26 protein-coding genes and 1 pseudogene are annotated in these 26,151 nt (G+C 63.2%); 8 read left to right on the forward strand and 19 right to left on the reverse strand.

All coding sequences use genetic code 11. The features are described 5' to 3' along the window. Position 1 precedes the first annotated feature (1 nt). The 5 genes from LMTR3_RS12390 to LMTR3_RS12410 all read right to left on the reverse strand — a co-directional run bounded on the left by LMTR3_RS12390 (position 2) and on the right by LMTR3_RS12410 (position 5,736). Positions 2–970, reverse strand: a complete 969-nt coding sequence (locus tag LMTR3_RS12390) for a Bug family tripartite tricarboxylate transporter substrate binding protein (RefSeq protein WP_065745281.1) — start codon at positions 968–970, stop codon at positions 2–4. Between the two features lie 218 nt (positions 971–1,188). Further along, a complete protein-coding gene (locus LMTR3_RS12395) occupies positions 1,189–1,908 on the reverse strand; it encodes an RraA family protein (RefSeq protein WP_065745282.1) in 720 nt (239 codons plus the stop codon). 128 nt (positions 1,909–2,036) lie between these two features. Continuing rightward, positions 2,037–2,918, reverse strand: coding sequence for a CDP-alcohol phosphatidyltransferase family protein (locus LMTR3_RS12400; RefSeq protein ID WP_065745640.1), 882 nt, complete (start codon positions 2,916–2,918; stop codon positions 2,037–2,039). 73 nt (positions 2,919–2,991) lie between these two features. After that, positions 2,992–3,690 carry a phosphatidylserine decarboxylase gene (locus tag LMTR3_RS12405; RefSeq protein WP_057842401.1) on the reverse strand — a complete coding sequence of 233 codons (699 nt, stop codon included), beginning with the start codon at positions 3,688–3,690 and terminating at the stop codon, positions 2,992–2,994. Between the two features lie 57 nt (positions 3,691–3,747). Further along, on the reverse strand, positions 3,748–5,736 hold the full coding sequence (locus LMTR3_RS12410) for an ABCB family ABC transporter ATP-binding protein/permease (RefSeq protein ID WP_065745283.1): 1,989 nt from the start codon (positions 5,734–5,736) through the stop codon (positions 3,748–3,750). 212 nt (positions 5,737–5,948) lie between these two features. On the opposite strand from LMTR3_RS12410, the gene LMTR3_RS12415 reads away from it, so the two are divergent. Beyond that, entirely contained in the window at positions 5,949–6,554 is a 606-nt protein-coding gene (locus LMTR3_RS12415; protein WP_065745641.1) for an LOG family protein, read from the forward strand. 11 nt (positions 6,555–6,565) lie between these two features. Here LMTR3_RS12415 and LMTR3_RS12420 read toward each other — a convergent pair whose 3' ends face one another. The 5 genes and pseudogenes from LMTR3_RS12420 to cysS all read right to left on the reverse strand — a co-directional run. Next, positions 6,566–6,943, reverse strand: coding sequence for a VOC family protein (locus tag LMTR3_RS12420; RefSeq protein WP_065745284.1), 378 nt, complete (start codon positions 6,941–6,943; stop codon positions 6,566–6,568). Between the two features lie 128 nt (positions 6,944–7,071). Further along, complete coding sequence (cimA, locus tag LMTR3_RS12425; protein WP_065745285.1) at positions 7,072–8,670, reverse strand: citramalate synthase; 1,599 nt, start codon at positions 8,668–8,670, stop codon at positions 7,072–7,074. Then, entirely contained in the window at positions 8,667–9,179 is a 513-nt protein-coding gene (locus LMTR3_RS12430) for a GNAT family N-acetyltransferase (protein WP_065745286.1), read from the reverse strand. Before LMTR3_RS12430 ends, cimA begins: the two co-directional genes overlap by 4 nt. A gap of 117 nt (positions 9,180–9,296) precedes the next feature. Then, complete coding sequence (locus LMTR3_RS40205) at positions 9,297–9,821, reverse strand: CysS/YqeB C-terminal domain-containing protein (RefSeq protein WP_502686632.1); 525 nt, start codon at positions 9,819–9,821, stop codon at positions 9,297–9,299. A 24-nt stretch (positions 9,822–9,845) separates the two neighbouring features. Beyond that, a pseudogene (cysS, locus tag LMTR3_RS12435) lies at positions 9,846–10,985 on the reverse strand (cysteine--tRNA ligase); the annotation flags it as partial. A 300-nt stretch (positions 10,986–11,285) separates the two neighbouring features. Here cysS and LMTR3_RS12440 point away from each other — a divergent pair. Together LMTR3_RS12440 and LMTR3_RS12445 are read left to right on the forward strand one after the other, a co-directional pair. Continuing rightward, a complete protein-coding gene (locus LMTR3_RS12440; protein ID WP_065745288.1) occupies positions 11,286–11,594 on the forward strand; it encodes a hypothetical protein in 309 nt (102 codons plus the stop codon). Positions 11,595–11,764: 170 nt separating this feature from the next. Further along, a complete protein-coding gene (locus LMTR3_RS12445) occupies positions 11,765–12,937 on the forward strand; it encodes a DUF2865 domain-containing protein (RefSeq protein WP_065745289.1) in 1,173 nt (390 codons plus the stop codon). 12 nt (positions 12,938–12,949) lie between these two features. On the opposite strand, the gene LMTR3_RS12450 is transcribed toward LMTR3_RS12445, so the two are convergent. Genes LMTR3_RS12450 through LMTR3_RS12460 form a run of 3 tightly spaced genes read right to left on the reverse strand, consistent with a single transcriptional unit; the run spans position 12,950 to position 16,487 of the window. Then, complete coding sequence (locus LMTR3_RS12450) at positions 12,950–14,698, reverse strand: NAD+ synthase (RefSeq protein WP_065745290.1); 1,749 nt, start codon at positions 14,696–14,698, stop codon at positions 12,950–12,952. Positions 14,699–14,743: 45 nt separating this feature from the next. Then, a complete protein-coding gene (locus tag LMTR3_RS12455; protein WP_065745291.1) occupies positions 14,744–15,097 on the reverse strand; it encodes a diacylglycerol kinase in 354 nt (117 codons plus the stop codon). 1 nt (position 15,098) lies between these two features. After that, positions 15,099–16,487: a class II 3-deoxy-7-phosphoheptulonate synthase gene (locus LMTR3_RS12460; RefSeq protein ID WP_065745292.1), complete on the reverse strand. Its 1,389-nt coding sequence runs from the start codon at positions 16,485–16,487 to the stop codon at positions 15,099–15,101. 185 nt (positions 16,488–16,672) lie between these two features. Between LMTR3_RS12460 and LMTR3_RS12465 the strand changes: the two genes are divergently transcribed. Then, positions 16,673–17,584 carry an alpha/beta hydrolase family protein gene (locus LMTR3_RS12465; RefSeq protein ID WP_065745293.1) on the forward strand — a complete coding sequence of 304 codons (912 nt, stop codon included), beginning with the start codon at positions 16,673–16,675 and terminating at the stop codon, positions 17,582–17,584. A gap of 7 nt (positions 17,585–17,591) precedes the next feature. Here LMTR3_RS12465 and LMTR3_RS12470 read toward each other — a convergent pair whose 3' ends face one another. Continuing rightward, a complete protein-coding gene (locus LMTR3_RS12470) occupies positions 17,592–17,855 on the reverse strand; it encodes a hypothetical protein (RefSeq protein WP_065745294.1) in 264 nt (87 codons plus the stop codon). Between the two features lie 75 nt (positions 17,856–17,930). Next, a complete protein-coding gene (locus tag LMTR3_RS12475; RefSeq protein WP_065745295.1) occupies positions 17,931–18,143 on the reverse strand; it encodes a hypothetical protein in 213 nt (70 codons plus the stop codon). Between the two features lie 190 nt (positions 18,144–18,333). Here LMTR3_RS12475 and LMTR3_RS12480 point away from each other — a divergent pair, with 190 nt between their 5' ends. Both LMTR3_RS12480 and LMTR3_RS12485 read left to right on the forward strand, forming a co-directional pair. Beyond that, positions 18,334–18,924, forward strand: a complete 591-nt coding sequence (locus LMTR3_RS12480; RefSeq protein WP_065745296.1) for a cysteine hydrolase family protein — start codon at positions 18,334–18,336, stop codon at positions 18,922–18,924. 80 nt (positions 18,925–19,004) lie between these two features. Next, positions 19,005–20,081 carry a flavodoxin family protein gene (locus LMTR3_RS12485; RefSeq protein WP_065745297.1) on the forward strand — a complete coding sequence of 359 codons (1,077 nt, stop codon included), beginning with the start codon at positions 19,005–19,007 and terminating at the stop codon, positions 20,079–20,081. 84 nt (positions 20,082–20,165) lie between these two features. On the opposite strand, the gene LMTR3_RS12490 is transcribed toward LMTR3_RS12485, so the two are convergent. The 4 genes from LMTR3_RS12490 to rpiA all read right to left on the reverse strand — a co-directional run bounded on the left by LMTR3_RS12490 (position 20,166) and on the right by rpiA (position 23,979). Continuing rightward, positions 20,166–21,017: a 3-hydroxybutyryl-CoA dehydrogenase gene (locus tag LMTR3_RS12490; protein WP_065745298.1), complete on the reverse strand. Its 852-nt coding sequence runs from the start codon at positions 21,015–21,017 to the stop codon at positions 20,166–20,168. A 198-nt stretch (positions 21,018–21,215) separates the two neighbouring features. Beyond that, a complete protein-coding gene (gene gor, locus LMTR3_RS12495; protein ID WP_065745299.1) occupies positions 21,216–22,601 on the reverse strand; it encodes a glutathione-disulfide reductase in 1,386 nt (461 codons plus the stop codon). 110 nt (positions 22,602–22,711) lie between these two features. Then, positions 22,712–23,257, reverse strand: coding sequence for a DUF2059 domain-containing protein (locus LMTR3_RS12500; RefSeq protein WP_065745300.1), 546 nt, complete (start codon positions 23,255–23,257; stop codon positions 22,712–22,714). 23 nt (positions 23,258–23,280) lie between these two features. Further along, entirely contained in the window at positions 23,281–23,979 is a 699-nt protein-coding gene (rpiA, locus tag LMTR3_RS12505; RefSeq protein WP_141686567.1) for a ribose-5-phosphate isomerase RpiA, read from the reverse strand. A 161-nt stretch (positions 23,980–24,140) separates the two neighbouring features. Between rpiA and LMTR3_RS12510 the strand changes: the two genes are divergently transcribed. Together LMTR3_RS12510 and moaA are read left to right on the forward strand one after the other, a co-directional pair. Next, positions 24,141–24,833: an HAD family hydrolase gene (locus tag LMTR3_RS12510; protein WP_065745302.1), complete on the forward strand. Its 693-nt coding sequence runs from the start codon at positions 24,141–24,143 to the stop codon at positions 24,831–24,833. Positions 24,834–24,972: 139 nt separating this feature from the next. After that, on the forward strand, positions 24,973–26,001 hold the full coding sequence (gene moaA, locus LMTR3_RS12515; RefSeq protein ID WP_065745303.1) for a GTP 3',8-cyclase MoaA: 1,029 nt from the start codon (positions 24,973–24,975) through the stop codon (positions 25,999–26,001). The last annotated feature ends 150 nt before the right edge of the window (positions 26,002–26,151 follow it).

Below are 26,151 nucleotides of genomic sequence, written 5' to 3' on the forward strand. Positions count from 1 at the left end.
CTCACTGCGCCTGGATGCCGATGCCGGCTGACTTGATGATCGGCCACCATTTTTCGATCTCGGCCTTCTGGAAGGCGGCCAGTCCTTCCGGCGTCTGCTGCGCGCGCGGCGCGACGTCGAGGCCGAGTTCGGTGAAACGCTTCTGGATCGCAGGGTCGGCCAGCGCCTCTGTTGTCGCCGCATTGAGCTTGGCGATGATCTCCTTCGGCGTGCCCTTCGGCGCCCAGAAGCCGAACCAGCCGGACATGTAGAGACCGGGCACGCCGCTCTCGTCCGCAGTCGGAATGTCCGGCATCGAGGCCGAGCGCGTCGGCGAAAGGTTGGCGAGCGCCTTGATCTTGCCGGCGCGGATTTGCGGCAGCGCCACCGCGCCCTGCACCACCAAGAGATCGACCGTGCCCGAGACGAGGTCGGTCATGGCAGGCCCGGCGCCGCGATAGGGAATGAACTGCACCTTCTGCTTGGTCAGCCTCTCGAACAAAACGCCGGTGACGTTCGCCGCCGCATTCTGGTTGACGAAATTGATCTTGCCGGGGTTTTCCTTCATCCACGCCACGAGTTCGGCGAGCGTATTTGCCGGCAGGTCTTTCTTGGCGACCATGAGCTGCGGATTGTTCGAGACGAGCGCGATCGGCTCAAAATCCTTTTCGAGATCGTAGTCGAGCTTGTAGATGATGCTGCCGACGTGGGTGTCCCACTGGCCGATGTCGAAGGTGTAACCGTCAGGCGCAGCGCGGGCGACGCGGCCGACGCCAATGCTGCCGCCGGCGCCGCCGACATTTTCGATCACGACCGACTGCCCGAGCGTTGCCCGCATCCGCTCGCCCATGATCCGCGCGGCAGTATCGGTCGATCCGCCCGGCGGGAACGGCACGATCAGCGTGATCGGCCGCGAGGGATAGGTTTGCGCCTGCACGGCTGCGACACCGAGAAGCAACGATAATGACAGCGCCGCCCAGAACCGTCTCATAGCGCTCCCCCTCGCCTAGTTGTTAGAACTCCGGCTTGGTTCTACCGCGTCATAGCCGCTCGAAGCCCTCATCCTGAGGAGCCGCGTAGCGGCGTCTCGAAGGATGTAGGGCCACAGACGGGCCACATGGTTCGAGACGCGCGGAGCCTGTCATCGGGCCGCGCTACGCGCGGACCCGTTGGCGCTCCTCACCATGAAGGGCTTATGACGCAGCACGATCAGTGAATCTCCGCCGAGCGCTTCAGCGCCTCTTTCAGTTTCTCCAGCGTGAAGTCCGGGCTGCGCGCGATCTCCAGGATCGGCGTCTCGCGCCGGCCGCAGAGTTCGGCGGCCTCCGGAATCTTTGCCGCGATGTCGATGGGGATCACGATGGCGCCGTGCTGGTCGGCGTGGATCAGATCGTCCGAATGCACCGTCATGCCGGCGACGCGCACCTCGCCACCCCAATGTTCGGCATGGACCCAGGCATGCGACGGTCCGATCGAACCGGCCAAGGCCTGGAAGCCCGGCGCCCATTGCGGGATGTCGCGAATCGAGCCGTCGGTGATGACGCCGAGGCAGCCGAGCGCCTTGTGCACGTTGCTCTGCACCTCGCCCCAGAACGCGCCATAGCCGACATCGGCGCCGTCGATATCCTGGATCACGGTGATGCGCGGGCCGAAGCCGGTGCCGACATATTCGTAATAGGCGATGCGGCGCTTCGCCTGCTCGTCGGCGGGAAGCGTGGATTTGAGCACCGAGCGGATCGTCACCGTGCGGGCGTAGCCGACCATCGGCGGCAGGTCGGGGAACGGACAGACCAGCGGCTTGGTGGTGTAGCCGATCAGGCGGCGCTCCGGCGCCACGATCTCCATCGCATTGCAGATCGTCGGGGTGTCGTAGCGCGCCAGCGCCTCGAGGACGGAAGCAGGCAGCGGGGCGGTAACGGCTTTGTTCACAGCGTTCTCTCCTGATTTTTCGGCCCGGCTCTTTGAGGCCGCACTTCGCTAAGCCCTATAGCCGAGATTGGGTGAGAACCCAATCGGCAGCGGCTCATGGCAGCCATATCGGAGAGTGGCGAGGACGCTCAGTTCAGCCGCGCCGGCCGTTCGTCCTCGGTGTCGCTGGGGGTCGGCGAGAATGTCGCCGGAGATGACGGCGTGGCTTCAGCCGTCGGAGCCGGCTGTGCGGCAAGGGCGGCGTTGCGCTCGTGGTTGCGATAGGATTTCCAGCCCCAGGGCAGGCTTACGAGGTAGAGCACCGAGCCGATCGACAGGATGTGCCAGGGGTAGCCGATCAGAAGCGCGACGAAGAACACCACAGAGACAAAGACCGGCAGCACCATTTCCGGCGGCACGCGCATCTTCACCGTCTTGCCGGAAAATACCGGCAGCCGCGACACCATCAGGAACGCGATCAGCAACGTATAGGCCGCGGTCAGCATTGCCGGCGGCTTGGGGACGCCGAGAAACGCCAGATAGAACGGCAGCATCGCAAGGATCGCGCCGGCCGGCGCCGGCACGCCGGTGAAATAGTTCGCCGCAAAGGCAGGCTTGTTCGGATCGTCGATGCTGGCGTTGAAGCGTGCAAGCCGCAGGCCGCCTGCGATCGCAAACACCATCGCCGCGATCCAGCCGCCGTTGTTCAACTCCTGGAGCTGCCAGAAATACAGCATCAGGCCGGGCGCGACGCCGAAATTGACGAAATCCGCCAGGCTGTCGAGCTCGGCGCCGAATTTCGACTGGCCCTTGATCATGCGCGCCACGCGCCCGTCGACCCCGTCAAGCACCGCCGCGAATACGATCGCCGCGACGGCGAGCTCCATCCGCCCTTCGATCGACAGGCGGATCGCTGTCAGCCCGGCGCAGATCGCGAGCAAGGTGATGACGTTGGGCACCAGCATCCGCACCGGGATCGGGCGAAACCGGCGGCGGCGCAGTTCAGGGTATTTGGGGTCCGGGATCAGCATGCCAGCCACTATATAGCAAGCGCCGGCCCGGTTTGCCATCGGCAGCCGCTTGGCCATTTAGGCGCCGAAGTGGTTAATCGGCGCGAAAAGTCCGGCCCTGCTCGGTCGAGCCGAAATCGGCCAAAATCGTCTCGCCGGCAATCGCCGTCTGGCCTTCCGAAACCAGCGATCTCGTGCCTTCGGGCAGATAGACGTCCAGACGCGAGCCGAAACGGATCAGGCCGAACCGCTCGCCAGCGCCGATCGACTGGCCTTCGCGCACGAATGAGACAATCCGCCGCGCCACCAATCCGGCGATCTGGACCACGCCGATCCGGCCGTTCGTGGTCGAGATCACCAGCGAGTTGCGCTCATTGTCTTCGCTGGCCTTGTCGAGCTCGGCATTGATAAAGGTGCCGGGCCGGTAGGCGATACGGTCAATCCGGCCGGTCACCGGGCTGCGGTTCACGTGGCAGTTGAACACGCTCATGAAGATCGAAATGCGCGGCAGGGGCCGGTCGCCGAGGCCGAGTTCGGCCGGCGGCAGCACCTGAGCAACCATCGAGACGCGTCCATCGGCCGGCGACACCACGATGCCGTCGCGCACCGGCGTCACGCGGACGGGATCACGGAAGAACAGCGCGCACCAGACGGTCACGATGGTGCCGATCCAGCCCAGCGGCGTCCAGAGCCAGAACAGGATCAGGCTCGCCAGCGCAAAGCCGCCGATGAACGGATAACCCTCCGGGTGGATCGGTGGGATCTGCGCGCGGATGGAATTCGCAATCGACATTAGGGCTCGCTGTTATCTGGCCGACTTCGCTGCCTTGGAAGTAGCGCCGTATTTGGATTATTCCGCGGCAGTTGCCAAGGGATCTTTGGATTTGGGCTGATCGCCGGCCGGCTCATTGAGCGGATCATCGACCGGCGGCGGGGCGCGGTTCGGCGCTTCGTTGCCGTCGTCGATCTGCGCGAGCTTCTCCCGCGCCGCCTCGGCTTCGCGCTGCCTATTCCACATGCTGGCATAAAGCCCGCCGGCAGCCAAAAGCCTGACATGGGTGCCGCGCTCGGCGATGCGCCCTTGATCCAGCACGATAATTTCATCGGCGCCGACGATCGTCGACAGCCGATGGGCAATCACCAGCGAAGTGCGGCCGCGTGAGACGCGCTCCAGCGCTTCCTGGATTTCGTGCTCGGTGTGGCTATCGAGCGCGGAAGTGGCCTCATCGAGGACAAGGATCGGCGGCGCCTTCAAGACCGTGCGCGCGATGGCCACGCGCTGCTTTTCGCCGCCCGACAGTTTCAGGCCGCGTTCGCCGACCTGGGTTTCGTAGCCCTTGGGCGAGTTGCGAATGAAGCTGTCGATCTGCGCCAGTTGCGCCGCCTCTTCCACCTCGGCATCGCCGGCGTCCCAGCGGCCGTAGCGGATGTTGTAGCGGATGGTGTCGTTGAACAGCACAGTATCCTGCGGCACCATGCCGATGGAGGCGCGCAGGCTCGCCTGCGTGACGTTCCTGATGTCCTGCCCATCGATCAGGATTTTGCCGCTGGAGACGTCGTAGAGGCGGAACAGCAGCCGCGAAATCGTCGACTTGCCGGCGCCTGAGGGACCGACGATCGCGACCGTCTTGCCGGCGGAGACCTCGAAGCTCAAGCCTTTGAGGATCGGCCGCTCCGGATCATAGGCAAAGCGCACGTCCTCGAAACGCACATTGCCGGCGCTGACCACGAGCGGCGCGGCGCCCTCGACATCCTTGATCTCCGGATTGCGCGACAACACGTTGAACATCTTCTCGATGTCGATGATCGCCTGCTTGATCTCGCGATAGACCATGCCCATGAAGTTCAGCGGCTGGTAGAGCTGGATCATCATGGCGTTGACCATGACGAAATCGCCGACCGTGTTGGTGCCGTTGCGCACGCCCAGCGCGCACATCAGCATCGTCGCGGTGAGGCCGATGGTGAAGATGACCGCCTGGCCGGTGTTGAGCACCGCCAGCGAGGTATAGGTCTTGACGCTGTTATGCTCGTAGCGCTCCATCGAACGGTCGTAGCGTTCGGCCTCACGCTGCTCCGCGCTGAAATATTTCACCGTCTCATAATTGAGCAGCGAGTCGATCGCCTTGGTATTCGCTTCGGTGTCGGAGTCGTTCATCTTGCGGCGGATTTCGATCCGCCATTCGGTCGCGATGTAGGTGTAGTACATGTAGATCACGACCGTGATAGCGGTGACCAGCACATAGCGCCAGTCGAACTGCCACAGCAGCACCGCCATCAGAAGCGAGACCTCGACGATGGTCGGGATGAGCTGCAGGATCACCATCCGCACGATCACCTCGATGCCGGTGCGGCCGCGCTCCAGGACGCGCGTCAGGCCGCCCGTTTTGCGCTCCAGATGAAAGCGCAGCGACAATTCGTGCATGTGAACGAAGGTGATGTAGGCGAGTTTGCGCACCGCATGCATGGCGACGCGGGCGAAGATGCCGTCGCGAAACTGCGTCAGCACCGCCATCAGCACGCGCACCGCGCCGTAGCTTGCGGTCATCAGCAGTGGCGAGGCGATCAGCCACAGCATCCAGTTCGAGGCTTCGACCGGTGCCGTGCCCATGCCGTTGAGCGCATCGATCGCCCATTTGAAGGTGAATGGCACCGTCAGCGTCGCGAGCTTCGCGAGCAAGAGCAGCACCATCGACCAGACCACGCGCATTTTCAGGTCGGCGCGGTCGCCGGGCCAGATATAGGGCCACAGGTGAACCAGCGTCCCGATCAGGGTCGCCTTTTCGGGAGCGTTGTCGGCCGGCAGTTGGGCGATATCCGTGTGCGAATCAGAATCAGCCATCGCTGTCGCGCCCAACGCAAGATGGCGCACCGGCCGCCGTCAGATGGTTTCTGATGATCTGCATATGTGCGTCATATAAAGCGTTTAACTCTCCCGTACAGCCTTGAAAGATAAATCTTTCCCCCGTTTGGTTTGATTTCGGGCCTATTTCTGCTGCATGACCGAAGTCAACCGGACTTGAGCTTTACTGGGTGCAGTGCCACATGATGATCATGGATCAAATCAAAACTGTCTGCGTCTATTGCGGCTCCGGCCCTGGTTCCAATCCCCGTTTTGTCGAAGCTGCCCAAGCCCTGGGAAAAACTTTTGCCGAGAACAGTATCCGCCTCGTCTATGGCGGCGGATCGGTCGGGCTGATGGGCGAGATCGCCAAGTCCACCCTCGATCATGGCGGCCTCGTCACCGGCATCATCCCGGATTTTTTGAAATCGCGTGAACTTGCGCTGTCGCGTGTCCAGGAGATGATCGTCACGCCCGACATGCACGAGCGCAAACGGCTGATGTTCGAACGCTCGGATGCCTTCGTGGCGCTGCCCGGTGGCATCGGCACTCTGGAGGAACTGGTCGAGCAGATGACCTGGCAGCAACTCGGCCGCCACTCCAAGCCGGTGCTGCTCGCCAACATCGACGGCTTCTGGGAACCGCTGCTCTCGCTGCTCGCGCATATGCGCGCGACCGAATTTATCCGCCCGGCGTTCCCAATTGACGTGCTGACAGCCGACCGCGTGGAAGACATCCTGCCGCGCCTGAGTGCCCACGCCGCCCGTACGCCGGCGGCGACAAAGGAGCTTGCGCCGGAAGTGGCGCGGAGGCTTTAGGCCTCCTCGGCTCACTCGGTCGGAAACGTTACCGCTTCGATGCGGTTGCCATCGGGGTCGATGACAAAGGCGGCGTAATATTTGACGCGATCATGCGGCCGAATTCCCGGCGCGCCGTCGGAACGGCCGCCCGACTTCAGCGCTTCTGCGTGAAACGCATCGACATCGGCAGTTGTTTTCGCGCGAAGGCAGATATGCGTGCCGCTCTCGGGCGGCAGGGGCGCCATGCCGGCGCGCAGGTTGATCCAGAATTCGGGGTAAGTCTTGCCGAAGCCGATGGTTGCGGGACGGGTGACGAGGCGTAAGAGGCCGAGGGCTGCGAGGGTTGCTTCATAGAAGCGTGCGGAGCGTTCGAGTTGGCTGACGCCGACGGAGATGTGATCGATCATCGAATGGTCCCCACTCTCTCCCCCCGTCGCGGATCCTGTAGCCCGGATGAGCGAAGCGACATCCGGGAATCGTTCAGGCACCGGCCCCGGATGTCGCTTCGCTCATCCGGGCTACATTCTTTTTCACCTCACGCCGGCGCGCCTGATTTCACCAGCTTGTAGATCACCGAATCCATCAGCGCCTGGAACGAAGCGTCGATGATATTGGGCGAGACGCCGATGGTGGTCCAGCTATCGCCGTTCTCATCCTCGCTCTCGATCAGCACCCGCGTCACCGCTTCCGTGCCGCCATTGAGGATACGCACGCGATAATCGATCAGCTTCAGGCCCTCGATGTACTTCTGGTACTTGCCGAGGTCCTTGCGCAGCGCCACGTCGAGCGCGTTGACGGGGCCGTTGCCTTCGGCGGCCGAAATCAAATGCTCGCCGGCGACATCGACCTTCACCACCGCGAGCGCCACTGTGACGCGCTGGCCGTTGGCGTTGTAGCGCTGCTCGACATTGACGTCGAACTGCTCGACCTTGAAATACTCGGGCACCCGGCCGAGCGTGCGCCGCGCCAGCAGATCGAACGAAGCGTCGGCGGACTCATAGGCATAGCCCGCCGCTTCCCGCTCCTTCAGTTCATCGACCAGGCGCGCCAGCTTCGGATCGCTCTTGTCATAGGCGATGCCGGCGCGGTCGAGTTCGGCCATGACGTTCGAGCGGCCGGCCTGGTCGGACACCAGCACCTTGCGATGGTTGCCGACCAACTCGGGCAACACGTGCTCGTAACTGTGCGGATCCTTCATCATCGCAGAAGCATGAATGCCGGCCTTGGTCACGAAGGCGCTTTCGCCGACATATGCCGCGTGGCGGTTCGGCGCGCGGTTGAGCATGTCGTCGAGCGTCCGCGACACCTTCATCAGCGTCGCCATCTTCTCGTCCGTGACGCCGATTTCCAACGCGTCGGAGAACTCGTTCTTCAGCCGCAGCGTCGGAATCAGCGAACAAAGATTGGCGTTGCCGCAGCGTTCGCCGAGCCCGTTCAGCGTGCCCTGGATCTGCCGCGCACCCGCGCGCACCGCGGCCAGTGAATTGGCGACCGCCTGCTCGGTGTCGTTATGGGCGTGGATGCCGACATGACTGCCCGGGATGTGCTTGGTAACAGCGCCGACGATGGTTTCGATCTCATGCGGCATGGTGCCGCCATTGGTGTCGCACAGCACGACCCAGCGCGCGCCGGAATCATAGGCGGCCTTGGCGCAGGCGAGCGCGAAATCGGAATTCTCCTTGTAGCCGTCGAAGAAGTGTTCACAGTCGACCATCACCTCGCGCCCGGCAGCCTTCGCAGCAGCGACGCTGTCGCAGATCGAGGCGAGGTTTTCCTCGTTGGTGGTCTCGAGCGCCACCCGCACCTGATAGGCGCTGGACTTTGCGACGAAGCAGATCGCATCGGCCTTGGCCTCGATCAGTGCCGCCAGCCCCGGATCGTTCGAAGCGGAACGGCCGGGACGGCGCGTCATGCCGAACGCGGTGAACTTGGAATGTTGGAGTTTTGGCTTTTCGGCGAAGAATTCGGTGTCGGTCGGGTTGGCGCCGGGATAGCCGCCTTCAACGTAGTCGATGCCGAGTTCATCGAGCATCTGCGCGATGATCTGCTTGTCATGCAGCGTGAAATCGACGCCGTTGGTCTGCGCACCGTCGCGCAGCGTGGTGTCGAACAGATAGAGGCGTTCGCGGCTCATGTCGGCGCTCCCGGCGCGGCGCTTGTCGCCAGCGCCTTCTGCATCGTGGTGTTGGCGAGCCATTCGCCGTTGAGCGAAACCGTGTTGCGCTGCTTGGAGGTATAGCCGCGCTTTCTGAATAACGGCTCTGCTGTATCGCTGGCATCGACCGTCACGCTTTTCGCGCCCCGCGCGCCCGCCAGCTTTTCCAGCGCATCGACCAGCATCGAGGCCACGCCCTGCCCGGCTACGCTCGGATGCACGTAGAGCATATCGATATGGTCAGCGCCCTTCAGCGAGGCGAAGCCGACCGGCGCGTTCTGGATAGTCGCGATCAGCGTCAACTGCCCGGCAAGTTTCTTGCCGAACGCGGCTTCGTCGTCGGCTGCCTGCGCCCAGGCTTCCTGCTGCGCCTCGCTATAGTCGTCGCCGGTTAGCCCCTCGATGGCGGCAACGAAGATCGCCGCCAGCATCGGAACATCCGCCGGCAGAAACGGCCGCAAGCCAGGTTTTGGCAATGCCTGTCCCATCGCGTCACAGCACTCCGAACAGTCGCAGGGCCAGCACGACCGCAGCAACGATCAGCGCCCACTTGATGAAGATGTAATAGCGCCAGTGTTTTGGAAACGGAGTATCGGGCTTGTCCATCACGCGATCTCCCAAGTGGTGATCGGGTTGCCATTGGCATCCTTGCCATCCTTCAGAACAACGCCCATGGCTGCAAGCTCGTCGCGGATACGATCGGATTCTCCGAAATCTTTTCGAGCTCGGGCAGCCGCCCGCTTCGATAAGAGCGCGTTAATCCGGTCGAGTGACCTCTTCTTGGGTGGCCGTCGCAGCGTGTGAATTCTTACTTCAGGATCAATTCTTGCCAGTTCTCGCCGCAAGTCATCCCAATCATTAGACGACAAATTTGTTGCTAATAGCCGTTCGATTTTTCTGCCCATATGGGCAAGACCTAATGCATCCTTGAAGCTGAGCTTCCAGTTATCCGACCGTGCACCGCCATGACGCTCAGTCTCAGACAAAAACTTCGTGAGCACTCTGTCGAAATTTGTCTCAGCGCGATTAAACGATCGCAAGTCTCTGAGAACGTATCCATCCAATCCGAGAATTTCTAATGCCGTAACGAACCAGGGATGAACTTTCGAATCGAACAGCGCATTAGACATGGCTTCCAATATCGAAATGGCCTCAGGAGTGTTCAGATCATCGAGAAGAGCATGAACAAACTCCGTCGGAACAATCTCGCGCGACGGCTCATCACCTAGAGCCCCTCGGATATACCAAGCTCTAGATCGCCATTTATCGAGCGTTTTTTCCGCGTCCACCAGCGAGCCAACCGTCCAATCGATCGGTGAACGGTAATGTCTCTTCAGCATTGCTAGGCGGAGGACCTCGCCCGACCATCTGCGTCCTCCAAATTTGTCCGACTTTAACAGCTCCCTGATCGTGATGAAGTTGCCGAGACTCTTCGACATCTTCTCGCCTTCGACCTGCAAGAAGCCATTGTGCATCCAGACATTGGCCATGCGATCGGCGTGAAACGCGCAGCAACTCTGCGCGAGTTCGTTCTCATGGTGTGGGAACACCAGGTCGATGCCGCCGCCGTGGATGTCGAACCGCTCGCCGAGATGCTTCCACGCCATCGCGGAGCACTCGATATGCCAACCGGGGCGGCCCGGCACAGCAATGCCCGATGGCGACGGCCACGAGGGTTCGCCCGGTTTGGCCGGCTTCCACAGCACGAAGTCGGTATTGTCGCGCTTATAGGGCGCAACGTCGACGCGGGCGCCGGCGATCATCTCGTCGAGCGAGCGATTGGCAAGTGCGCCATAGCGCGGCAACACTGCATTCGCTGCGTTCATCGCCTGCGGCGAGAACAGCACATGGTCCTCGGCAACATAGGCAAAGCCGCCAGCGACCAGCTTTTCGATGATTGCGCGCATCTCGGCGATATGCTCAGTCGCGCGCGGCTCGACCGTCGGCCGCAAACTGCCCAACCCGTCGACGTCGTCGTGAAACTGCTTTTCCGTCACTTCGGTGACCTTGCGGATCGCCTCGTTCAGCCGCAGGCCTGGAAAATCGCGCGCGGCGCGGTCGTTAATCTTGTCGTCGACGTCGGTGATGTTGCGGACATATGTGACGTGCGCCTCGCCATAGAGATGGCGCAGCAGACGGAACAGGACATCGAACACGATGACCGGGCGCGCGTTGCCGATATGGGCGAAGTCATAGACTGTCGGTCCGCAGACATACATGCGGACGTTCTTCGGATCGAGCGGCACGAACGGCCGCTTCTCCTTCGTCAAAGTATCGTACAGACGCAATTCCATGGCGTACCCATCCCTTGCGGCCGGGCGTCCAGTAATCTCATTTTTGAGAAAAGACGGCCTCAGCCAGCGAATCGCTAGCTAATAATCTCGCGGCAAATGGCGCAGATGGCGAGGAGACCGTTCATGGTTCCACCATTGCGGTATCCCAGGCACGCCGTCAAGGCCTTGCTTGTGCCCGATTTGGGGGCGATCAGGCCGCCGAACCCCGCCATTCGCAGCCGCCCTCGGCCTCATGGTTAATCATTATTAACACTTTGGGCCTATTTCTGAGGGCGGTCTCCTTCGCCGCCGGTGCCATCCATGCGACTTTCCTCCGCACTCATTGCCTGTGCCTTCCTGCTCGCCGCCTCGGCCGCTGCCGCCGACAGCCGCGTCTTCATCGTGGCCAACCAGGCCGATGGTTACGGCGTGGACGAGTGCCTCGCCAGGGGCGACAAATGTGGCGCCCACGCCGCCCGCTCCTATTGTCAGTCACGGGAATTTGCACAGGCCGTCACCTATCGTCGCGTCGAGCCCGACGAAATCACCGGCGCGGTTCCGATTGGCGGCGCCAACAAGTGCTCAGGCCCGGCGTGCGGCGAATACGTCGCCATTACCTGCCAGCGCTAGAGAGACCTAATCCTGCGATTTCAAGCGCCGGTTTGCCACACCCGCGCCCCGGAAACGACGTGACGCTGCCCCGAGAAGCAGCTATTGGATGCGGCCTTGGCCGCAGAACGCCGCCTTGGCCGCGTCATCAGGCTTTTTGAGCCGCGCGGATCAGCTCTCAATGGCCGGATATGCTGGAAATTCGCAACGCTTCCCTCTCCCTTCGAATTTTGACCTGCGCCATCCTGCTCGGCATCGCCGCCCCGAGCGCACCCGCTCTGGCGCAGACGAACGACGACGCCATGGCGCAGATGAACCAGGACGCCCCGACCCAACAGGGCGCGCAGGCCAATCCGATCTGCATCCGGCTCGAAGGACAATTGGCGACGATCGACCGCGGCGCGGGCACCGGCGACCCCGCCAAGGATGAACAGATCCGCCGCTACCAGGAAGCCGAGTCCAAGCAGCAGGCCGAGTTCGACCGGGTCACGCTGCAAGCCAAGCGCATGGGCTGCGACAGCTCGGGCTTCTTCTCGCTGTTCAGCGGCCGCTCCGCCCAGTGCGGCCCGGTGAACAACCAGATTCAGCAGATGCGCGCCAATCTCGACCAGATCACCACCAGCCTGGAGCGGCTGCGCAGCGGCGGCATCGGCGGCGCTGACCGCGAAAACCAGCGCCGCTCGGTGCTGGTGGCGCTCGCGCAGAACAATTGCGGCCCGCAATATGCCGCTGCCGCGCGCGGCCCTGGCAACTTCATCGACAGCCTGTTCGGCAACAACAACAACACGCTGCCGCCGCCGAGCGCCGATCTCGGCGCGCCATCCGGCACCTACCGCACCGTCTGCGTCCGCACCTGCGACGGCGCCTATTTCCCGGTCTCGTTTGCCACCGTGCAAGCCCGCTTCCAGGACGATGAGAGGACCTGCAAGGCGCTGTGCCCGGCGGCGGAGGCGAACCTGTTCGCCTATCGCAATCCCGGCGAAGACATCAACCAGGCGGTCTCGATCAACGGCCAGCCCTATTCATCGCTGCCCAACGCATTCAAATTCCGCACCGAGTTCAACGCATCCTGCTCCTGCAAGCCTGCAGGCCAGACCTGGTCCGAAGCGCTGAAGTCCGTCGACGACAGGGCGGCGGTCGAACAGCAGGGCGACATCATCGTCACCGAGGAAAGTGCGAGGCGGATGCAGCAGCGCGGGCAGTCGAAAGGCGCGCCGCCGCCCAAGAAGGGTGCCGCGCCAGCAGGCACCACTGCCGCCGCGCCTGCACCGGCGACGGCCCCGGCCGATACGAGCGCGCCGACCAACGACAAGGACAAGCCGATCCGCACCGTCGGCCCGACCTTCATCCCGCCGAAGCAGTAGGCGCCAAACGCCCTACCCTTCGAACGCATCCGCCGAGGCGCGGCCGGCGCGGGCGACCAGTTTCTCGTCGGGCGCAGGCAGCGCCTTGCCGTTGTCGCGGAAGCGGTTGGTAATGGGATAGCGGCGATCGCGGCCAAAGTTCTTTTCCGTCACCTTGACGCCGGGCGCGGCCTGCCGCCGCTTGTATTCGGCGATGTTGAGCAGGCGATCGATCCGCGTCACCATCTCAGCCGGGAAACCGGCCGCGATGATCGTGGCCAACGGCTCCTCGCGCTCGACCAGACGCTCCAGTATGCCGTCCAGCATCTCGTAGGGCGGCAGTGAATCCTGGTCGGTCTGGTTCTCGCGCAGCTCCGCCGTCGGCGGGCGCGTGATGATGTTGACCGGAATCACCTCGCCCGACGGTCCGAGCGCGCCGTCCGGCTTCCACTCGTTGCGGAGACTCGATAGCCGGAACACTTCGGTCTTGTAGATGTCCTTGATCGGATTGAAGCCGCCGTTCATGTCGCCATAGAGCGTGGCGTAACCGACCGACATTTCCGACTTGTTGCCGGTCGTCACCACCATCGCGCCGGTCTTGTTGGAAATCGCCATCAAGAGCGTGCCGCGGGTGCGCGCCTGCAAATTTTCCTCGGTGATGTCGCGCGGCAGGCCGGCGAACGGGCCCGACAGGATTTTCTCGAAGCCGTTCACCGCATCGGCAATCGGCAGCACCTCGTAGCGGATGCCGAGTGCCTTGGCGAGTTTCGCGGCATCGTCGAGCGACACCTGCGCGGTGAAGCGGAACGGCAGCATCACGCCGCGGACCTGATCGGCGCCGAGCGCATCGACGGCGATCGCCGCGCACAGCGCGGAATCGATGCCGCCGGAGATGCCGAGCAAGACGCCCGGAAAGCCGTTCTTGCGGACGTAATCGCGCAGGCCCAGCACGCAGGCGGCGTAATCGCCCTTGTCGCCCTCGAGCAGCGGCACTACGGGGCCCGAGCAGCGCCAGCCGTCGGCGCCCTTGGTCCAACGCAGCGTAGTGATGCTTTCTTCGAACGCGGGCAGTTGCGCCGCCACCGAGAGGTCGGCGTTGAGCGCGAACGACGCGCCGTCGAACACCAGTTCGTCCTGCCCGCCGATCTGGTTGAGATAGACCAGCGGCAGCCCGCTCTCGGTGACACGGGCGACCGCGATCGACAGCCGGAGGTCGTTCTTGTCGCGCGCGTAGGGCGAGCCGTTCGGCACGACAAGGATTTCCGCGCCGGTCTCGGCGAGGCATTCGACGACGTTCTCGTATTCCTCGGACTCTTCGAGCCAGATGTCCTCGCAGATGGGAACGCCGACGCGGATGTCGCGGACCGTCACCGGCCCGGCGGCAGGACCGCGCGCGAACAGGCGCTTTTCGTCGAACACGCCGTAGTTCGGCAGGTTCGCCTTGAAGCGCAACGCGGCGATGCGGCCCTGATCGAGCAGCGCGCAGGCGTTATAAAGCTTGCCGTCCTCGACCCAGGGCGTGCCGATCAAAACAGCGGGCCCGCCGCCCGCAGTCTCGCGCGCCAGCTCTTCGACCGCTGCGCGGCAGGCGGCCTGGAAGGCTGGCTTCAGCACCAGATCTTCCGGCGGATAGCCGCAGATGAACAATTCGGGCAGCAGCAGGAGGTCGGCGCCATCGACCGCGGCCTTGTCGCGCGCCGCGCGGGCCTTGGCGACGTTGCCTGGCACGTCGCCGACCGTCGGGTTCAACTGCGCCAGCGTGATCGTAAAGGTGTCGGTCATGGGAGCGATGGTGCCTTGCACAAGAGCAAACTGCAATTGCTGCCTTTAGATCGCGCCCATGCGTTCCGCGAGGGCGAACAGCCAGAACAGGCCGGCCATCAACAGCGCCACGCCGACCGCCGCCGACCCCATGTCCTTGACCTGGCCGATCTTCAAATCGTGATCGGTGGTCAGGCGGTCGGCGAGCTTTTCGATCGCGGTGTTGAGCAGCTCGACCACCAGGACAAAGGCCACGGCCGCGACCAGTTCCACGCGGCGCATCGTGGTCGTGCCGATCAGCCAGGCCAGCGGCACCGACAGCACCAGTGCGAATATTTCCTCGCGGACGGCCTGCTCCGAGCGGATCGCAAAAGCGAGGCCGTTACGCGTGTTGATCGTGGCCCGCCAGAGTCGCAGCAAATCAAAGTCCCGCTGCGGCCGGCATCGGCTGAGCTTTCCCGGCGCGTTCCTGCTTCAGCAGTTCGGCAATCAGGAAAGCCATATCGATCGACTGTTCGGCGTTGAGGCGGGGATCGCAGACCGTGTGGTAGCGGTCGTTGAGGTCCTCGTCGGTGATGGCGCGCGCGCCGCCGATGCATTCGGTGACGTCCTGTCCGGTCATCTCCAGATGCACGCCGCCGGCATGGGTGCCTTCGGCGGCATGGATCGCGAAGAACGACTTCACCTCCGACAGCACCCGGTCGAACGGCCGGGTCTTGTAGCCTGACGTCGAGGTAATGGTGTTGCCATGCATCGGATCGCAAGACCAGACCACAACCCGCCCTTCCCGCTGCACGGCGCGGATCAGCGGCGCGAGATGATCGCCGACCTTGTCGGAGCCGAAGCGGTTGATCAGCGTCAGCCGTCCCGGCTCGTTGTCGGGATTGAGGATGTCGATCAGCTTGAGCAACTCATCCGGCTTCAGCGAGGGGCCGCATTTCAGGCCGATCGGGTTCTTGATGCCGCGGAAATATTCGACATGGCCGTGGTCGAGCTGGCGGGTGCGGTCGCCAATCCAGATCATGTGGCCTGACGTCGCGTACCAGTCGCCGGTGGTGGAATCCACCCGCGTCATCGCCTGCTCGTAGCCGAGCAGCAGCGCCTCGTGGCTGGTGTAGAAATCGGTGGCGCGCAGTTCGGGATGGCTTTCGAGGTCCAGCCCACAGGCGCGCATGAAATTGAGCGCGTCGGAAATTCGATCCGCCAGCTCCTTGTACCGGCGTGACTGCGGGGAATCCTTGAGGAAGCCCAGCATCCACTGGTGCACGCTGCCGAGATTGGCAAAGCCGCCGGTCGCGAATGCACGGAGCAGGTTCAGCGTCGCCGCCGACTGCCGGTACGCCATCAACTGGCGCTGCGGATCGGGGATGCGCGCTTCCGGGGTGAAGGCGATGTCGTTGATGATGTCGCCGCGGTAGCTCGGCAGCTCGACGCCGCCAACCTTTTCCGTGTTCGACGAGCGCGGCTTTGCGAACTGCCCGGCAATGCGGCCGACCTTCACCACCGGCAGCGCGCCGGCATAGGTCAGGACCACAGCCATCTGCAGCAGCACGCGGAAGAAGTCGCGGATGTTGTTGGCGCCGTGCTCGGCAAAGCTCTCGGCGCAATCGCCGCCCTGCAGCAGGAAGGCCTCGCCGGCCGCGACGCGGGCGAGCGCCTTCTTCAGGTTACGGGCCTCGCCGGCGAACACCAGCGGCGGAAACGTAGCAAGCTGCGCCTCGACGTCGGCCAATGCCTTGGCATCGGGATAATCGGGGACCTGCAGCACCGGCTTGGTGCGCCAGCTATCGGGCGTCCACCGCTCGGACATGACGTTAACTCCTGAGCAAAAACCGCAACTTATCCGCCTTCGTTAAAACTTCGGCGCGAAGGCCGGGTTATACACAGGCCGCGGGCCGACCGCCAGTTAGATTTCCGGTAGTCCTGACAAGCTCTTGCGGCGAAATCCGAATTCGCATTTGTTATGGCCGCTCGCAAAGCTGGCAGGAGAACACGGTGGCCGAGCCGGGGCTGGACGACATATTTTGCGACGACATCACGTTGCCCGCGACCGATGGATATCCCCTTGCCGCGACGCTGTTTCTGCCCCGCGGGGCCAAACGCCATGCGGTCCTGGTCAATTCGGCGACCGCCGTTCCCCGCAAGCTCTACCGCGGTTTTGCCAGTTACCTCGCCCACCGCGGCTGCGCGGTTCTGACCTACGACTATCGCGGCACCGGCGACTCCAGGCCGCAGGCACTGACCGGCTCCATCAGGCCGAAATCGCTGGTCGGCTTCAAGGCCTCGATGTCGGACTGGGCAGCCCAGGACATCACCGCGGCGGTCGCCTGGATGCGGGAGCGTTACAAGGCGCTGCCCTGCGCCTATGTCGGGCATTCGTTCGGCGGCCAGGCGCTCGGCCTGTTGCCGAACAATTCGGAGATTTCGCGTGCACTCCTGATCGCCGCACAAGCCGGCTACTGGAAACTGATGACGGCGCCGGAGCGCTACCGCGTCTATGCCCTGCTCAATTTTGTCGGCGCCCCGTTGACCCGCGCGCTCGGCTACATGCCCGGCAAGGCCGGTCTCGGCATGGATCTGCCGAAGGATGCATTTTTGCAATGGGTCGGCTGGGTGATGAGCCCGCGCTATCTGTTCGACGATGCCAGGCTCGAAGCCGTGCAGAATTTCCCGAAATACCAAGGCGCGTTGCGTGCACTCTGCATGTCCGACGATCCCTGGGCAACGCCGCCGGCGGTCGAATTGTTGTGTTCGGGATTTACCTCGACCGCGCCTGAGGTCATTACGGTGAGACCTGCGGATACCGGCGTGAGCAAGATCGGGCATATGGGATTTTTCCGGCCCGAGCATCGCGACACGCTGTGGAGCGGGGCCGCGGAATGGATCCAGGCGGAGGTCCGCGCGTAACTTGCGATCAGCCCTCGCATCGGGGACATTGGCCGTCCGCGGCCTCGCCAAGCTGACGCGCGAACTCGCTCCTGACAGCTTCCACCGGCCAATGGGTGCCATCGCTCCTGACAATTTTTCTTGCGCGCTCGAAAGCATGACTCTCGGCGGCGTCATCGCCGACGCGAACAATCACATCCCAGTGGAAAGGGCACGCTGCCGTGGCGCGCGTGGTCTCCAACGCGTAGCGCACCGTTGCTGTCAGATCGTCGGCATCGACCTTCACGGGCATGAATAGTCCCTTCTCTGCGCGAGGCTGACCATCGGGCAGTGAGACCACGCATATGGTTCGCCTGACGGTCCGCGTTCACCTCACAACGGCGGCCGCGTCACCGTCGTCGCCGGGCAAGACGTATTCGACCGCCAGCAGCCCGCCTTCAACGATGAGAAACGCAACCGCGCCGCCCAGCCAGCCGAAGTACGCAATTGCAAAGCCCAACAGGAGCAAGGCACATACGACATCCGCCAGGATCTTGCCGCTCCGCTCGATCGCGTCCTGTCCTCTGGAAAAGTAAGCCATGGCCTCTCCGTCCACGCGCCACCAACCACGAATGCAACGTGGCACAAAGGCGGGAGTTCCGTTCACCCTCGGCCGGCGACCCTCGGTCGCTACTTTACGTATGCCCGGCGAGGCCGGACGTTCCCAGCCGGCAGTTGAAACCAGTTCCCATTTTCCGAATTAGCCTTCTCATTGAGGCGAGAGGCCACTCATGGAAGGAATTCGCGACGCCGCACATCTGTGCATCGATATGCAGAACATCTTCGCAAGGGGCGGCGTGTGGGAAACGCCATGGATGGAAAAGGTATTGCCGGTGATCTCGGAGATCGCCGCACGATATCAGGAGCGGACGGTATTCACGCGCTTCATCACACCCGAGCGGCCAGAAGACCGTCGCGGCCAGTGGCGCGTCTACTTCACCAAATGGCAGCGCGCGACGCGCGGCGATCTCACGCCGGGCGCGCTCGACATCGTGCCGGCGCTAGCGCGATATTCACCGCCGGCTTTGGTCGTCGACAAGCCCGCCTATTCGGCGTTCTTCGGATCGCGGCTCGGTCATCTGCTGGTCGAGCGGCATGTCGGCACAGTGGTGGTGTCAGGCGCGGAGACCGATGTCTGCGTGCTTGCCACGGTGCTCGGCGCGGTCGATCTCGGCTTTCGCGTCGTCATCGTGCAGGATGCGCTGTGCAGTTCCTCGGACACTGGCCATGATGCGCTCATGACCATGTACCGGACGCGGTTCAACGAGCAGATCGAGCTGGTCAGTGCCGCGGAACTGTTCGAGATGTGGCGTCCGGACTAGATGCCCCGGCCACGCCCCGGAACCGGCGCTCCGGCTCCAACGTTGAGACGGGAGCCATCGTCGCGCGAAAGGATCGATCCATGGCGGCGCCGGACGTTCGCAAGGAAATGCCGCCCGTCAAATTGCCGCGCGAGGAATTCGAAAGGCGCTATCGCCGCCGCTTCGTCGATCCGGTCTTCCAGCCGCTGCAGCGCGAGCTCGACGCCGTGGTCGCGGCGGCATGGGACGCCTATAGTCATTCCCGCAAAGCCCCGCTGACGCGCAAGGCGGGCGCGGGCTTTGCCGATCCCGAGTACGAAATCGCGGTGGACTGGCTCGCCGCACGCGAGGCCATTCTCGAAGCGCAGCGGCGCCACGACGATGCCGCGGCGCAGCCGCGCATCCTCGTCATCAACGGCTCGGCGCGGAGCGAGCATACCTGCCCCGGCGAGACATCCAAGACCTGGCGGCTGGTCAAGCTCGCCGAGCCGGTGCTGGTCGAAATGGGATTTGCGGTCGACATTCTGGATCTGTCGCGGCTGACGTCGGAATATGGCCGGCAGATTCATCCCTGCAAATCCTGTGTCGCCACCGCGATGCCGCTCTGCCACTGGCCCTGCAGTTGCTATCCGAACTATTCGCTCGGCCAGACCGACGACTGGATGAACGATATCTATCCGCTCTGGGTGGCCGCGCACGGCATCCTGATCGTGGCGCCGGTGAACTGGTATCACGCGTCGACGCCGCTGAAGGCAATGATGGATCGCCTGGTCTGCGCCGATGGCGGCAATCCCGATCCGACCTCGACGCACGGCAAGCATGCTGACCAGGCCAAGGCGCTCGAACTGAAGGGATGGCCCTATCCGCGGCATCTCGCCGGCCGGCACTTCGGGCTTGTGATTCACGGCGACAGCGGAGGTGCGGAGACGCTGCGCCGCTCGCTGTCGGACTGGCTGACCGACATGGCGCTGATCTCGGCCGGCCGCACCGCCGAAGCCGAGGGCTATATCGGCTATATGGAGCCCTACGCCACGTCGCACCAGGCCCTGGACAAGGACCGCGAATTCCAGGACGAGGTGCGCAACGCGGCACGCGCGCTGGGGAATGCAGTGAAGCTGGCGCGGGCGGGGAAGCTGGAGAATCCGGCGAAGGGTCTTGTCGAGCCTGACCCGAAATGACGGCGCAGCTTCGTAGGGTGGGTTAGCGAAGCGTAATCCACCACTTCCCCAACGGCGGATTACGCTATCGCTAATCCGCCTTACTTACTTCCCGTAACTATAAAACCCCTGCCCGGTCTTGCGGCCGAGATGACCGGCGGCGACCATTTCCTTCAAGAGCGACGCGGGGCGGTATTTCGGGTCGTTGAAGCCTTGGTAGAACACCTCCATCACCGACAGCATGGTGTCGAGTCCGATCATGTCGGCGAGCGCCAGCGGGCCGATCGGATGGTTGCAGCCGAGCTTCATGCCGGCATCGAGGTCCTCGGCCGTGGCAATACCTTCCTGAAGCGCAAAGATCGCCTCGTTGATCATCGGGCACAGGATGCGGTTGACAGCAAAGCCCGGGCTGTTCTTCGCCGTGATCGCCACCTTGCCGATCCGCTTTGCAAAGGCTTCCGCCTTGGCATGGGTATCGTCGGAGGTTTGCAAACCCCGGATCAATTCCAACAGCGCCATCAGCGGCACCGGATTGAAGAAGTGCATGCCGATGAAGCGGTCCGGCCGGTCGGTTGCCGCCGCGAGTTTCGTGATCGAGATCGAGGACGTGTTGGTGGCGAGCAGCGCCTGCGGTCGCAGTTTTGGGCAAAGGTCCTTCAGGATTTTCACCTTCAGGTCCTCATTCTCGGTCGCCGCCTCGATAACGAGATCGCAGGTAGAAAACTTCGCCGTGTCCGTGGTCGTCGTGATGCGCGCCAGCGCCGCCTGCCGGTCGGTGTCGGTCATCTTCTGCTTGTTGACGAGGCGCTCAAGGCTGTTGGCGACGACCGACATCCCGCGCGTGAGGGCGGCATCGGAGATATCGGTCATGACCACCGGAAGGCCCGCCGCCGCGCACACCTGCGCGATCCCGTTGCCCATCGTGCCTGCGCCTACGATTCCGATCTGCTCAATCATTATTCGCCTACCTCTGTTCTTGAATGCTGGGTTAGTCGTTATCAGAATGCGGCGGGCGTCGGTAGTCCGAGCCCGTAGGATGGGTGGAGCCAACGGGTCGCGCGAGTGCGCCCGATGACAGGCTCTGCGATACCCATCATTCGCGTTGCGCAGCAGATGATGGGTTTCGCAAGGGCTCAACCCATCCTACGATTCTGCCTACTCCGCCGCCTGCCGCACATACCGTGCCGTCGGCGTCCGCATGGTCACCAATTCCTCGGCCGCCGTCGGATGCAGCGCGATCGTCGCGTCGAAATCGGCCTTGGTGGCTTTCATCTTCACGGCGATGGCGACCGCCTGGACGATCTCGGCCGCGGTGTCGCCGACGATGTGACAGCCGAGCACGCGATCCGTGGTGCCGTCGACCACGAGTTTCATCAGCACGCGGGTATCGCGGCCGGACATCGTCGCCTTGATGGGGCGGAAATCGGCCTTGTAGATGTCGACATGGCTCACTTGCGCGCGCGCCTGCGCTTCGGTCAGGCCCACGGTGCCGACCTCGGGCTGCGAGAACACCGCCGTCGGAATGGTGGCGTGATCGACTGCTACCTGCCGCTTGCCGAACACGGTGTCGGCGAAGGCATGGCCCTCGCGGATTGCGACCGGCGTCAGATTGAGGCGATGGGTGACGTCGCCGATCGCATAGATGTTGTCGACCGAGGTCTTCGACCACTCGTCGACCGCGATGCCGCCATTGGCTGGGTTGATGGCGACGCCGGCCTTCTCGAGCCCGAGATTGGCGACGTTCGGGTGGCGGCCGATCGCGAACATCACCTTCTCCGAGGCGATGCTCGAACCGCTGGATAGATGCGTGGTGTATTCGTTGCCGTGCTTGTCCACTTTATCGATGGTGCAGCCGGTGATGATCGTAATCCCCTGCTTCTCCATCTCGGCGCGCACGTGCTTGCGGACGTCCTCGTCGAAACCGCGCAGAATGTTGTCGCCGCGATAGATCACGGTCACGTCGGAGCCGAAGCCGGCAAAGATGCCGGCGAATTCCAGCGCGATATAGCCGCCGCCCTGGATCACGATGCGCTTCGGCAATTCGGTGAGGTGAAACGCCTCGTTGGAGGAAATCACGTGCTCGATTCCGGGGATCTCCCGGCCGTGATTAGGCGCGCCGCCGGTCGCGATCAGGATGTATTTTGCGGTGACCGTTTCGCCGGTCAACAGGCGCAGCGTGTGGGCGTCTTCCAGCACGGCGCGCGTCTTGACGATGCTCGCGCCTGATTTCTCGACATTGGCGGCGTAGATGCCTTCGAGGCGCGCGATCTCCTTGTCCTTGTTGGCGACCAGCGTCGGCCAATCGAAGGAGGGTTCGGGAATGGTCCACCCAAAACCTTTTGCGTCCTCTATCTCGTGGCGGACGTGCGAGCCGAGCACGAACAGCTTTTTCGGCACGCAGCCGCGGATCACGCAGGTGCCGCCCATCCGGTATTCCTCGGCAACCATGACCTTTGCGCCATGGTTGGCTGCGATGCGGGCGGCGCGAACGCCGCCCGAACCACCACCGATGACGAACAGATCGACATCGAACTCAGCCATCTCAACCCCGCCCGAAGTCGTCCGTTTGCTCTATTATAATTTGACGTTTTCTTCATTCGAACCGGAAGTCCACCCTCGGATCAAGTCCGAGGGCATGCTTCGCTTGAAGATCAGATATCCTTGCCGCGCTTCTTCATCTCGGCGCGGAACTGGCCGTTGATGGTTTCGGCAAATTGCTGCGCCCACTGGTTCATGTAGGACATGCTGAACTGAATGGCGCGGGGCTCGTTCGCGAGCAGCTTCTGGCCGAGCGGCGACTTGTAGAAGGTCACGAGGTCCTTCAACTCCTGCTCGGTGAACTCATTGGCATAGACCTGCGCCATGCCTTCGCCGATCTCCTTTTCGCGGCCAGCGAGATTCTTGGCCACGATCACGGCGACCTCGTTGAGATCCTTCTGATAGTTCAGATTGCTCTGCATCAGCACGTTCTTGGTCTGCTCGACGAGATTGGGAACGGCATTGGCGTACATCGCCGCCGCGTTCTTCATCGCCAGGATTTCCTTGGCGGCGGCAATCGCCGCCGGTGAGCCGGGCTTGAGTGGCACGGTCGCAGGTGCTGCCGGCGCGTTCTTCTGCTGCGCGCCGGCCGGCGCGCCGGTCAGGGCTAGGCCCACCGCAAGGCCGGCCGCCGACAAAATCCGTGAAAGCCTCTTCATTCCATTCTCCTCGATTACCGGCGTTACCGCCGCTCAACTACGCGAATTCCCTGGGCACCTGCCAGGACGGCGGTGCTGGCCAGGCCAATGAACAACCCGTGTTCGACGACACCCGGGATCAGGCTCAACAGGCCCGCCAGACGCGGCGCATCGGCGATACGCCCGAGATGGGCATCGACAATCCAGTGGCCGCCATCGGTGACAAAAACGTGGCCGTCCTTGCCCCTGCGGAGCCCCATTTGCCCGGAAACTCCGCTTTGAGCAAATGCCGCGGCCATGGCCCGCTGGGTGGCAGCCAGCCCGAACGGAACCACCTCTACAGGTAGGGGAAAGCGGCCGAGAACATCGACCCATTTGGTATCGTCGGCAATCACGATCATGCGATCGGACGCCGCCGCCACGATCTTCTCCCGGAGCAGCGCCCCACCGCCGCCCTTGATCAGGTTGAGGGCGGGATCGACCTCGTCGGCGCCATCAATAGTGAGGTCGAGCCGGTCGACTTCATCGAGCGTGGTGAGCGGAATTTTGCAGGCCTCGGCCTGGGCGCGGGTCGCTTCCGAGGTCGGCACGCCGATCACCTTCATCCCGCCGGCAACCCTTTCGCCGAGCAGTTCGACAAAATGCCTGGCGGTCGAGCCGGTGCCGAGCCCGAGCTTCATGCCATCCTGCACATGCTCCAGCGCCCGTGCCGCCGCTTGCCGTTTAAGTCCATCCATATCCACGCTGACGATGCTCCCAGAATCCGCCGATCCGCGGGCGCATGTCTAGCGTCGTTTTGGCCTTGGGAACAGCGCCTTGGCCCGTCTAAATTGCCTGAATCAGGTTGCCCACTGTGTCTAGGCAGCACTTGCATGATGCTTGGCCTGCGGATAGCGAATTCCGGATGAGCCTTCCCCGCACTGTAGTCTTCGACCTCGACGGCACGCTGGTCGACACCGCGCCGGACCTGATCGCCGCGCTCAATTTCGTGCTCGATCGCGAAGGATTGCCCCCGGTACCGCTGCGTGCCGCACGCAACATGATCGGCGCGGGCGCCCGCAAGCTGATCGAACGTGGGCTGGAGCTGGAAGGCCGTGCGATAAGCACTGACGACATCGACCGACTCACCAGGGATTTTGTCGATTATTACGGCGCCCATATCGCCGTTGAATCGCGGCCCTTCGAGGGGCTGGAGGCCGCCCTCGACGATCTCGAGGCGCAGGGCTGTCGTTTTGCGGTCTGCACCAACAAGCTGGAATGGCTGTCGAAGCGGCTGCTCGACGAACTGGGCTTGAGCGGACGGTTCGCCGCGATCTGCGGCGCCGACACGTTCGGCGTCTCTAAGCCCGACCCCGTGATCCTGCAGCAGACCGTGGCGCGCGCCGGCGGGGATATTGGCGCGACCATCATGGTGGGCGACGCGGGACCTGACGTCGGCGTCGCCAGGCGGGCCGGCGTTCCCGTGATCGGGGTCGAATTCGGCTACACCGACGTTCCGATCGCCCAGCTTAAGCCCGACCGGCTGATCGGGCACATGCGCGAATTACCGGCCGCCGTGGACGGACTCAGCAGCCGCTTTACGGATTTAACTGTTTGATTTTACAGTTATTATTTGATCGCCATAGGCCCCTCACTCCGCGCCGCGGCCCCCTTTGAGAGGTTGCGATTGTAGGCGCCTTACAAGGTGCCTAGATTATGCTAGCGAACCACACGCGGCCCCATTAGAGGCAGTTTGAATGAGCGGCTCCCCGTCACCCGATCAACTGATACGTCCGATGGTCGATCCCTTCGGCCGGACCATCCGGTATCTGCGCGTTTCCGTGACCGATCGCTGCGACCTGCGCTGTTTCTACTGCATGTCCGAGGACATGACATTCCTGCCGAAGAAGGACCTCCTGACGCTGGAGGAACTCGACCGGCTGTGCTCGGCCTTCATTGCCAAGGGCGTGCGCAAGATCCGCCTCACCGGTGGCGAGCCACTGGTCCGGCGCAACATGATGTCGCTGGTTCGCTCGCTGTCGCGGCATCTTGGAAGTAACGCGCTCGATGAGCTGACGCTGACCACCAACGGTTCACAACTGGCGCGCTTTGCGACCGAACTGCGCGACTGTGGCGTCCGCCGCGTCAACGTCTCGCTCGACACGCTCGATGCCGCAAGGTTCCGCGCCATCACGCGCTGGGGCGATCTCGACAAGGTTTTGGCCGGCATCGAGGCCGCGCGGGATGCAGGGCTTGCGGTCAAGATCAATGCGGTGGCGCTGAAGAACGTGAACGAGGAAGAGATCCCCTCGCTGATGGAATGGGCGCACGGCAAGGGCATGGCGTTGACGCTGATCGAAGTCATGCCAATGGGCGACATCGGCGAAGGGCGGATCGACCAGTATGTGCCGCTGTCGCTGCTCCGTGCCCGCCTCGCGCAGCACTACACGCTGACCGATCTCGACGACGACACCGGCGGCCCCGCCCGCTACGTCCGCGTCACTGAGACCGGCGGCAAACTCGGCTTCATCACGCCGATGACGCATAATTTCTGCGAGTCCTGCAACCGCGTACGGATCACCTGCACCGGTACGTTGCACACCTGCCTCGGCCATGAGGATGCCTCCGATCTGCGCAAGCCGTTGCGGGCCTCCGCCGACGACGACCTGCTTTCGGCGGCGATTGATCGCGCCATCGGGCTGAAGCCGAAGGGGCACGACTTCATCATCGACCGCCGGCATAATCGCCCGAGCGTCTCGCGCCACATGAGCGTGACCGGCGGCTAGTTACCGCAGCCCCATATCGTCCGACGCATTTTCCGATTGACGCTGTTGCAGCGCGCTGGAATGGTGCGGCTGCTTCACGCCAGCATGGCTGGACAGGCCACCGCACCTAAACGGAGCGGCAAAGACGGCGGAAGCGCAAAAAGGGGGAGG

Origin of the sequence: Bradyrhizobium sp. LMTR 3, from assembly GCF_001693485.1 — a bacterium.
In the GTDB taxonomy this organism is placed as follows: Bacteria; Pseudomonadota; Alphaproteobacteria; order Rhizobiales; family Xanthobacteraceae; genus Bradyrhizobium.

Excerpts from the sequence above, each read along its gene's own strand:
- LMTR3_RS12445 (WP_065745289.1), top strand. The coding sequence starts at position 11,765 with ATGCTGGAAATTCGCAACGCTTCCCTCTCCCTTCGAATTTTGACCTGC.
- LMTR3_RS12440 (WP_065745288.1), top strand. The coding sequence starts at position 11,286 with ATGCGACTTTCCTCCGCACTCATTGCCTGTGCCTTCCTGCTCGCCGCC.
- LMTR3_RS12480 (WP_065745296.1), top strand. The coding sequence starts at position 18,334 with ATGGAAGGAATTCGCGACGCCGCACATCTGTGCATCGATATGCAGAAC.
- LMTR3_RS12410 (WP_065745283.1), bottom strand. The coding sequence starts at position 5,736 with ATGGCTGATTCTGATTCGCACACGGATATCGCCCAACTGCCGGCCGAC.
- LMTR3_RS12475 (WP_065745295.1), bottom strand. The coding sequence starts at position 18,143 with ATGGCTTACTTTTCCAGAGGACAGGACGCGATCGAGCGGAGCGGCAAG.
- LMTR3_RS12430 (WP_065745286.1), bottom strand. The coding sequence starts at position 9,179 with ATGGGACAGGCATTGCCAAAACCTGGCTTGCGGCCGTTTCTGCCGGCG.
- cimA (WP_065745285.1), bottom strand. The coding sequence starts at position 8,670 with ATGAGCCGCGAACGCCTCTATCTGTTCGACACCACGCTGCGCGACGGT.
- LMTR3_RS12460 (WP_065745292.1), bottom strand. The coding sequence starts at position 16,487 with ATGTCCGAGCGGTGGACGCCCGATAGCTGGCGCACCAAGCCGGTGCTG.
- LMTR3_RS12485 (WP_065745297.1), top strand. The coding sequence starts at position 19,005 with ATGGCGGCGCCGGACGTTCGCAAGGAAATGCCGCCCGTCAAATTGCCG.
- LMTR3_RS40205 (WP_502686632.1), bottom strand. The coding sequence starts at position 9,821 with ATGTCTAATGCGCTGTTCGATTCGAAAGTTCATCCCTGGTTCGTTACG.
- LMTR3_RS12470 (WP_065745294.1), bottom strand. The coding sequence starts at position 17,855 with ATGCCCGTGAAGGTCGATGCCGACGATCTGACAGCAACGGTGCGCTAC.
- LMTR3_RS12450 (WP_065745290.1), bottom strand. The coding sequence starts at position 14,698 with ATGACCGACACCTTTACGATCACGCTGGCGCAGTTGAACCCGACGGTC.
- LMTR3_RS12510 (WP_065745302.1), top strand. The coding sequence starts at position 24,141 with ATGAGCCTTCCCCGCACTGTAGTCTTCGACCTCGACGGCACGCTGGTC.
- LMTR3_RS12400 (WP_065745640.1), bottom strand. The coding sequence starts at position 2,918 with ATGCTGATCCCGGACCCCAAATACCCTGAACTGCGCCGCCGCCGGTTT.
- LMTR3_RS12490 (WP_065745298.1), bottom strand. The coding sequence starts at position 21,017 with ATGATTGAGCAGATCGGAATCGTAGGCGCAGGCACGATGGGCAACGGG.
- LMTR3_RS12415 (WP_065745641.1), top strand. The coding sequence starts at position 5,949 with ATGGATCAAATCAAAACTGTCTGCGTCTATTGCGGCTCCGGCCCTGGT.
- LMTR3_RS12405 (WP_057842401.1), bottom strand. The coding sequence starts at position 3,690 with ATGTCGATTGCGAATTCCATCCGCGCGCAGATCCCACCGATCCACCCG.
- gor (WP_065745299.1), bottom strand. The coding sequence starts at position 22,601 with ATGGCTGAGTTCGATGTCGATCTGTTCGTCATCGGTGGTGGTTCGGGC.
- LMTR3_RS12420 (WP_065745284.1), bottom strand. The coding sequence starts at position 6,943 with ATGATCGATCACATCTCCGTCGGCGTCAGCCAACTCGAACGCTCCGCA.
- moaA (WP_065745303.1), top strand. The coding sequence starts at position 24,973 with ATGAGCGGCTCCCCGTCACCCGATCAACTGATACGTCCGATGGTCGAT.
- LMTR3_RS12500 (WP_065745300.1), bottom strand. The coding sequence starts at position 23,257 with ATGAAGAGGCTTTCACGGATTTTGTCGGCGGCCGGCCTTGCGGTGGGC.
- LMTR3_RS12390 (WP_065745281.1), bottom strand. The coding sequence starts at position 970 with ATGAGACGGTTCTGGGCGGCGCTGTCATTATCGTTGCTTCTCGGTGTC.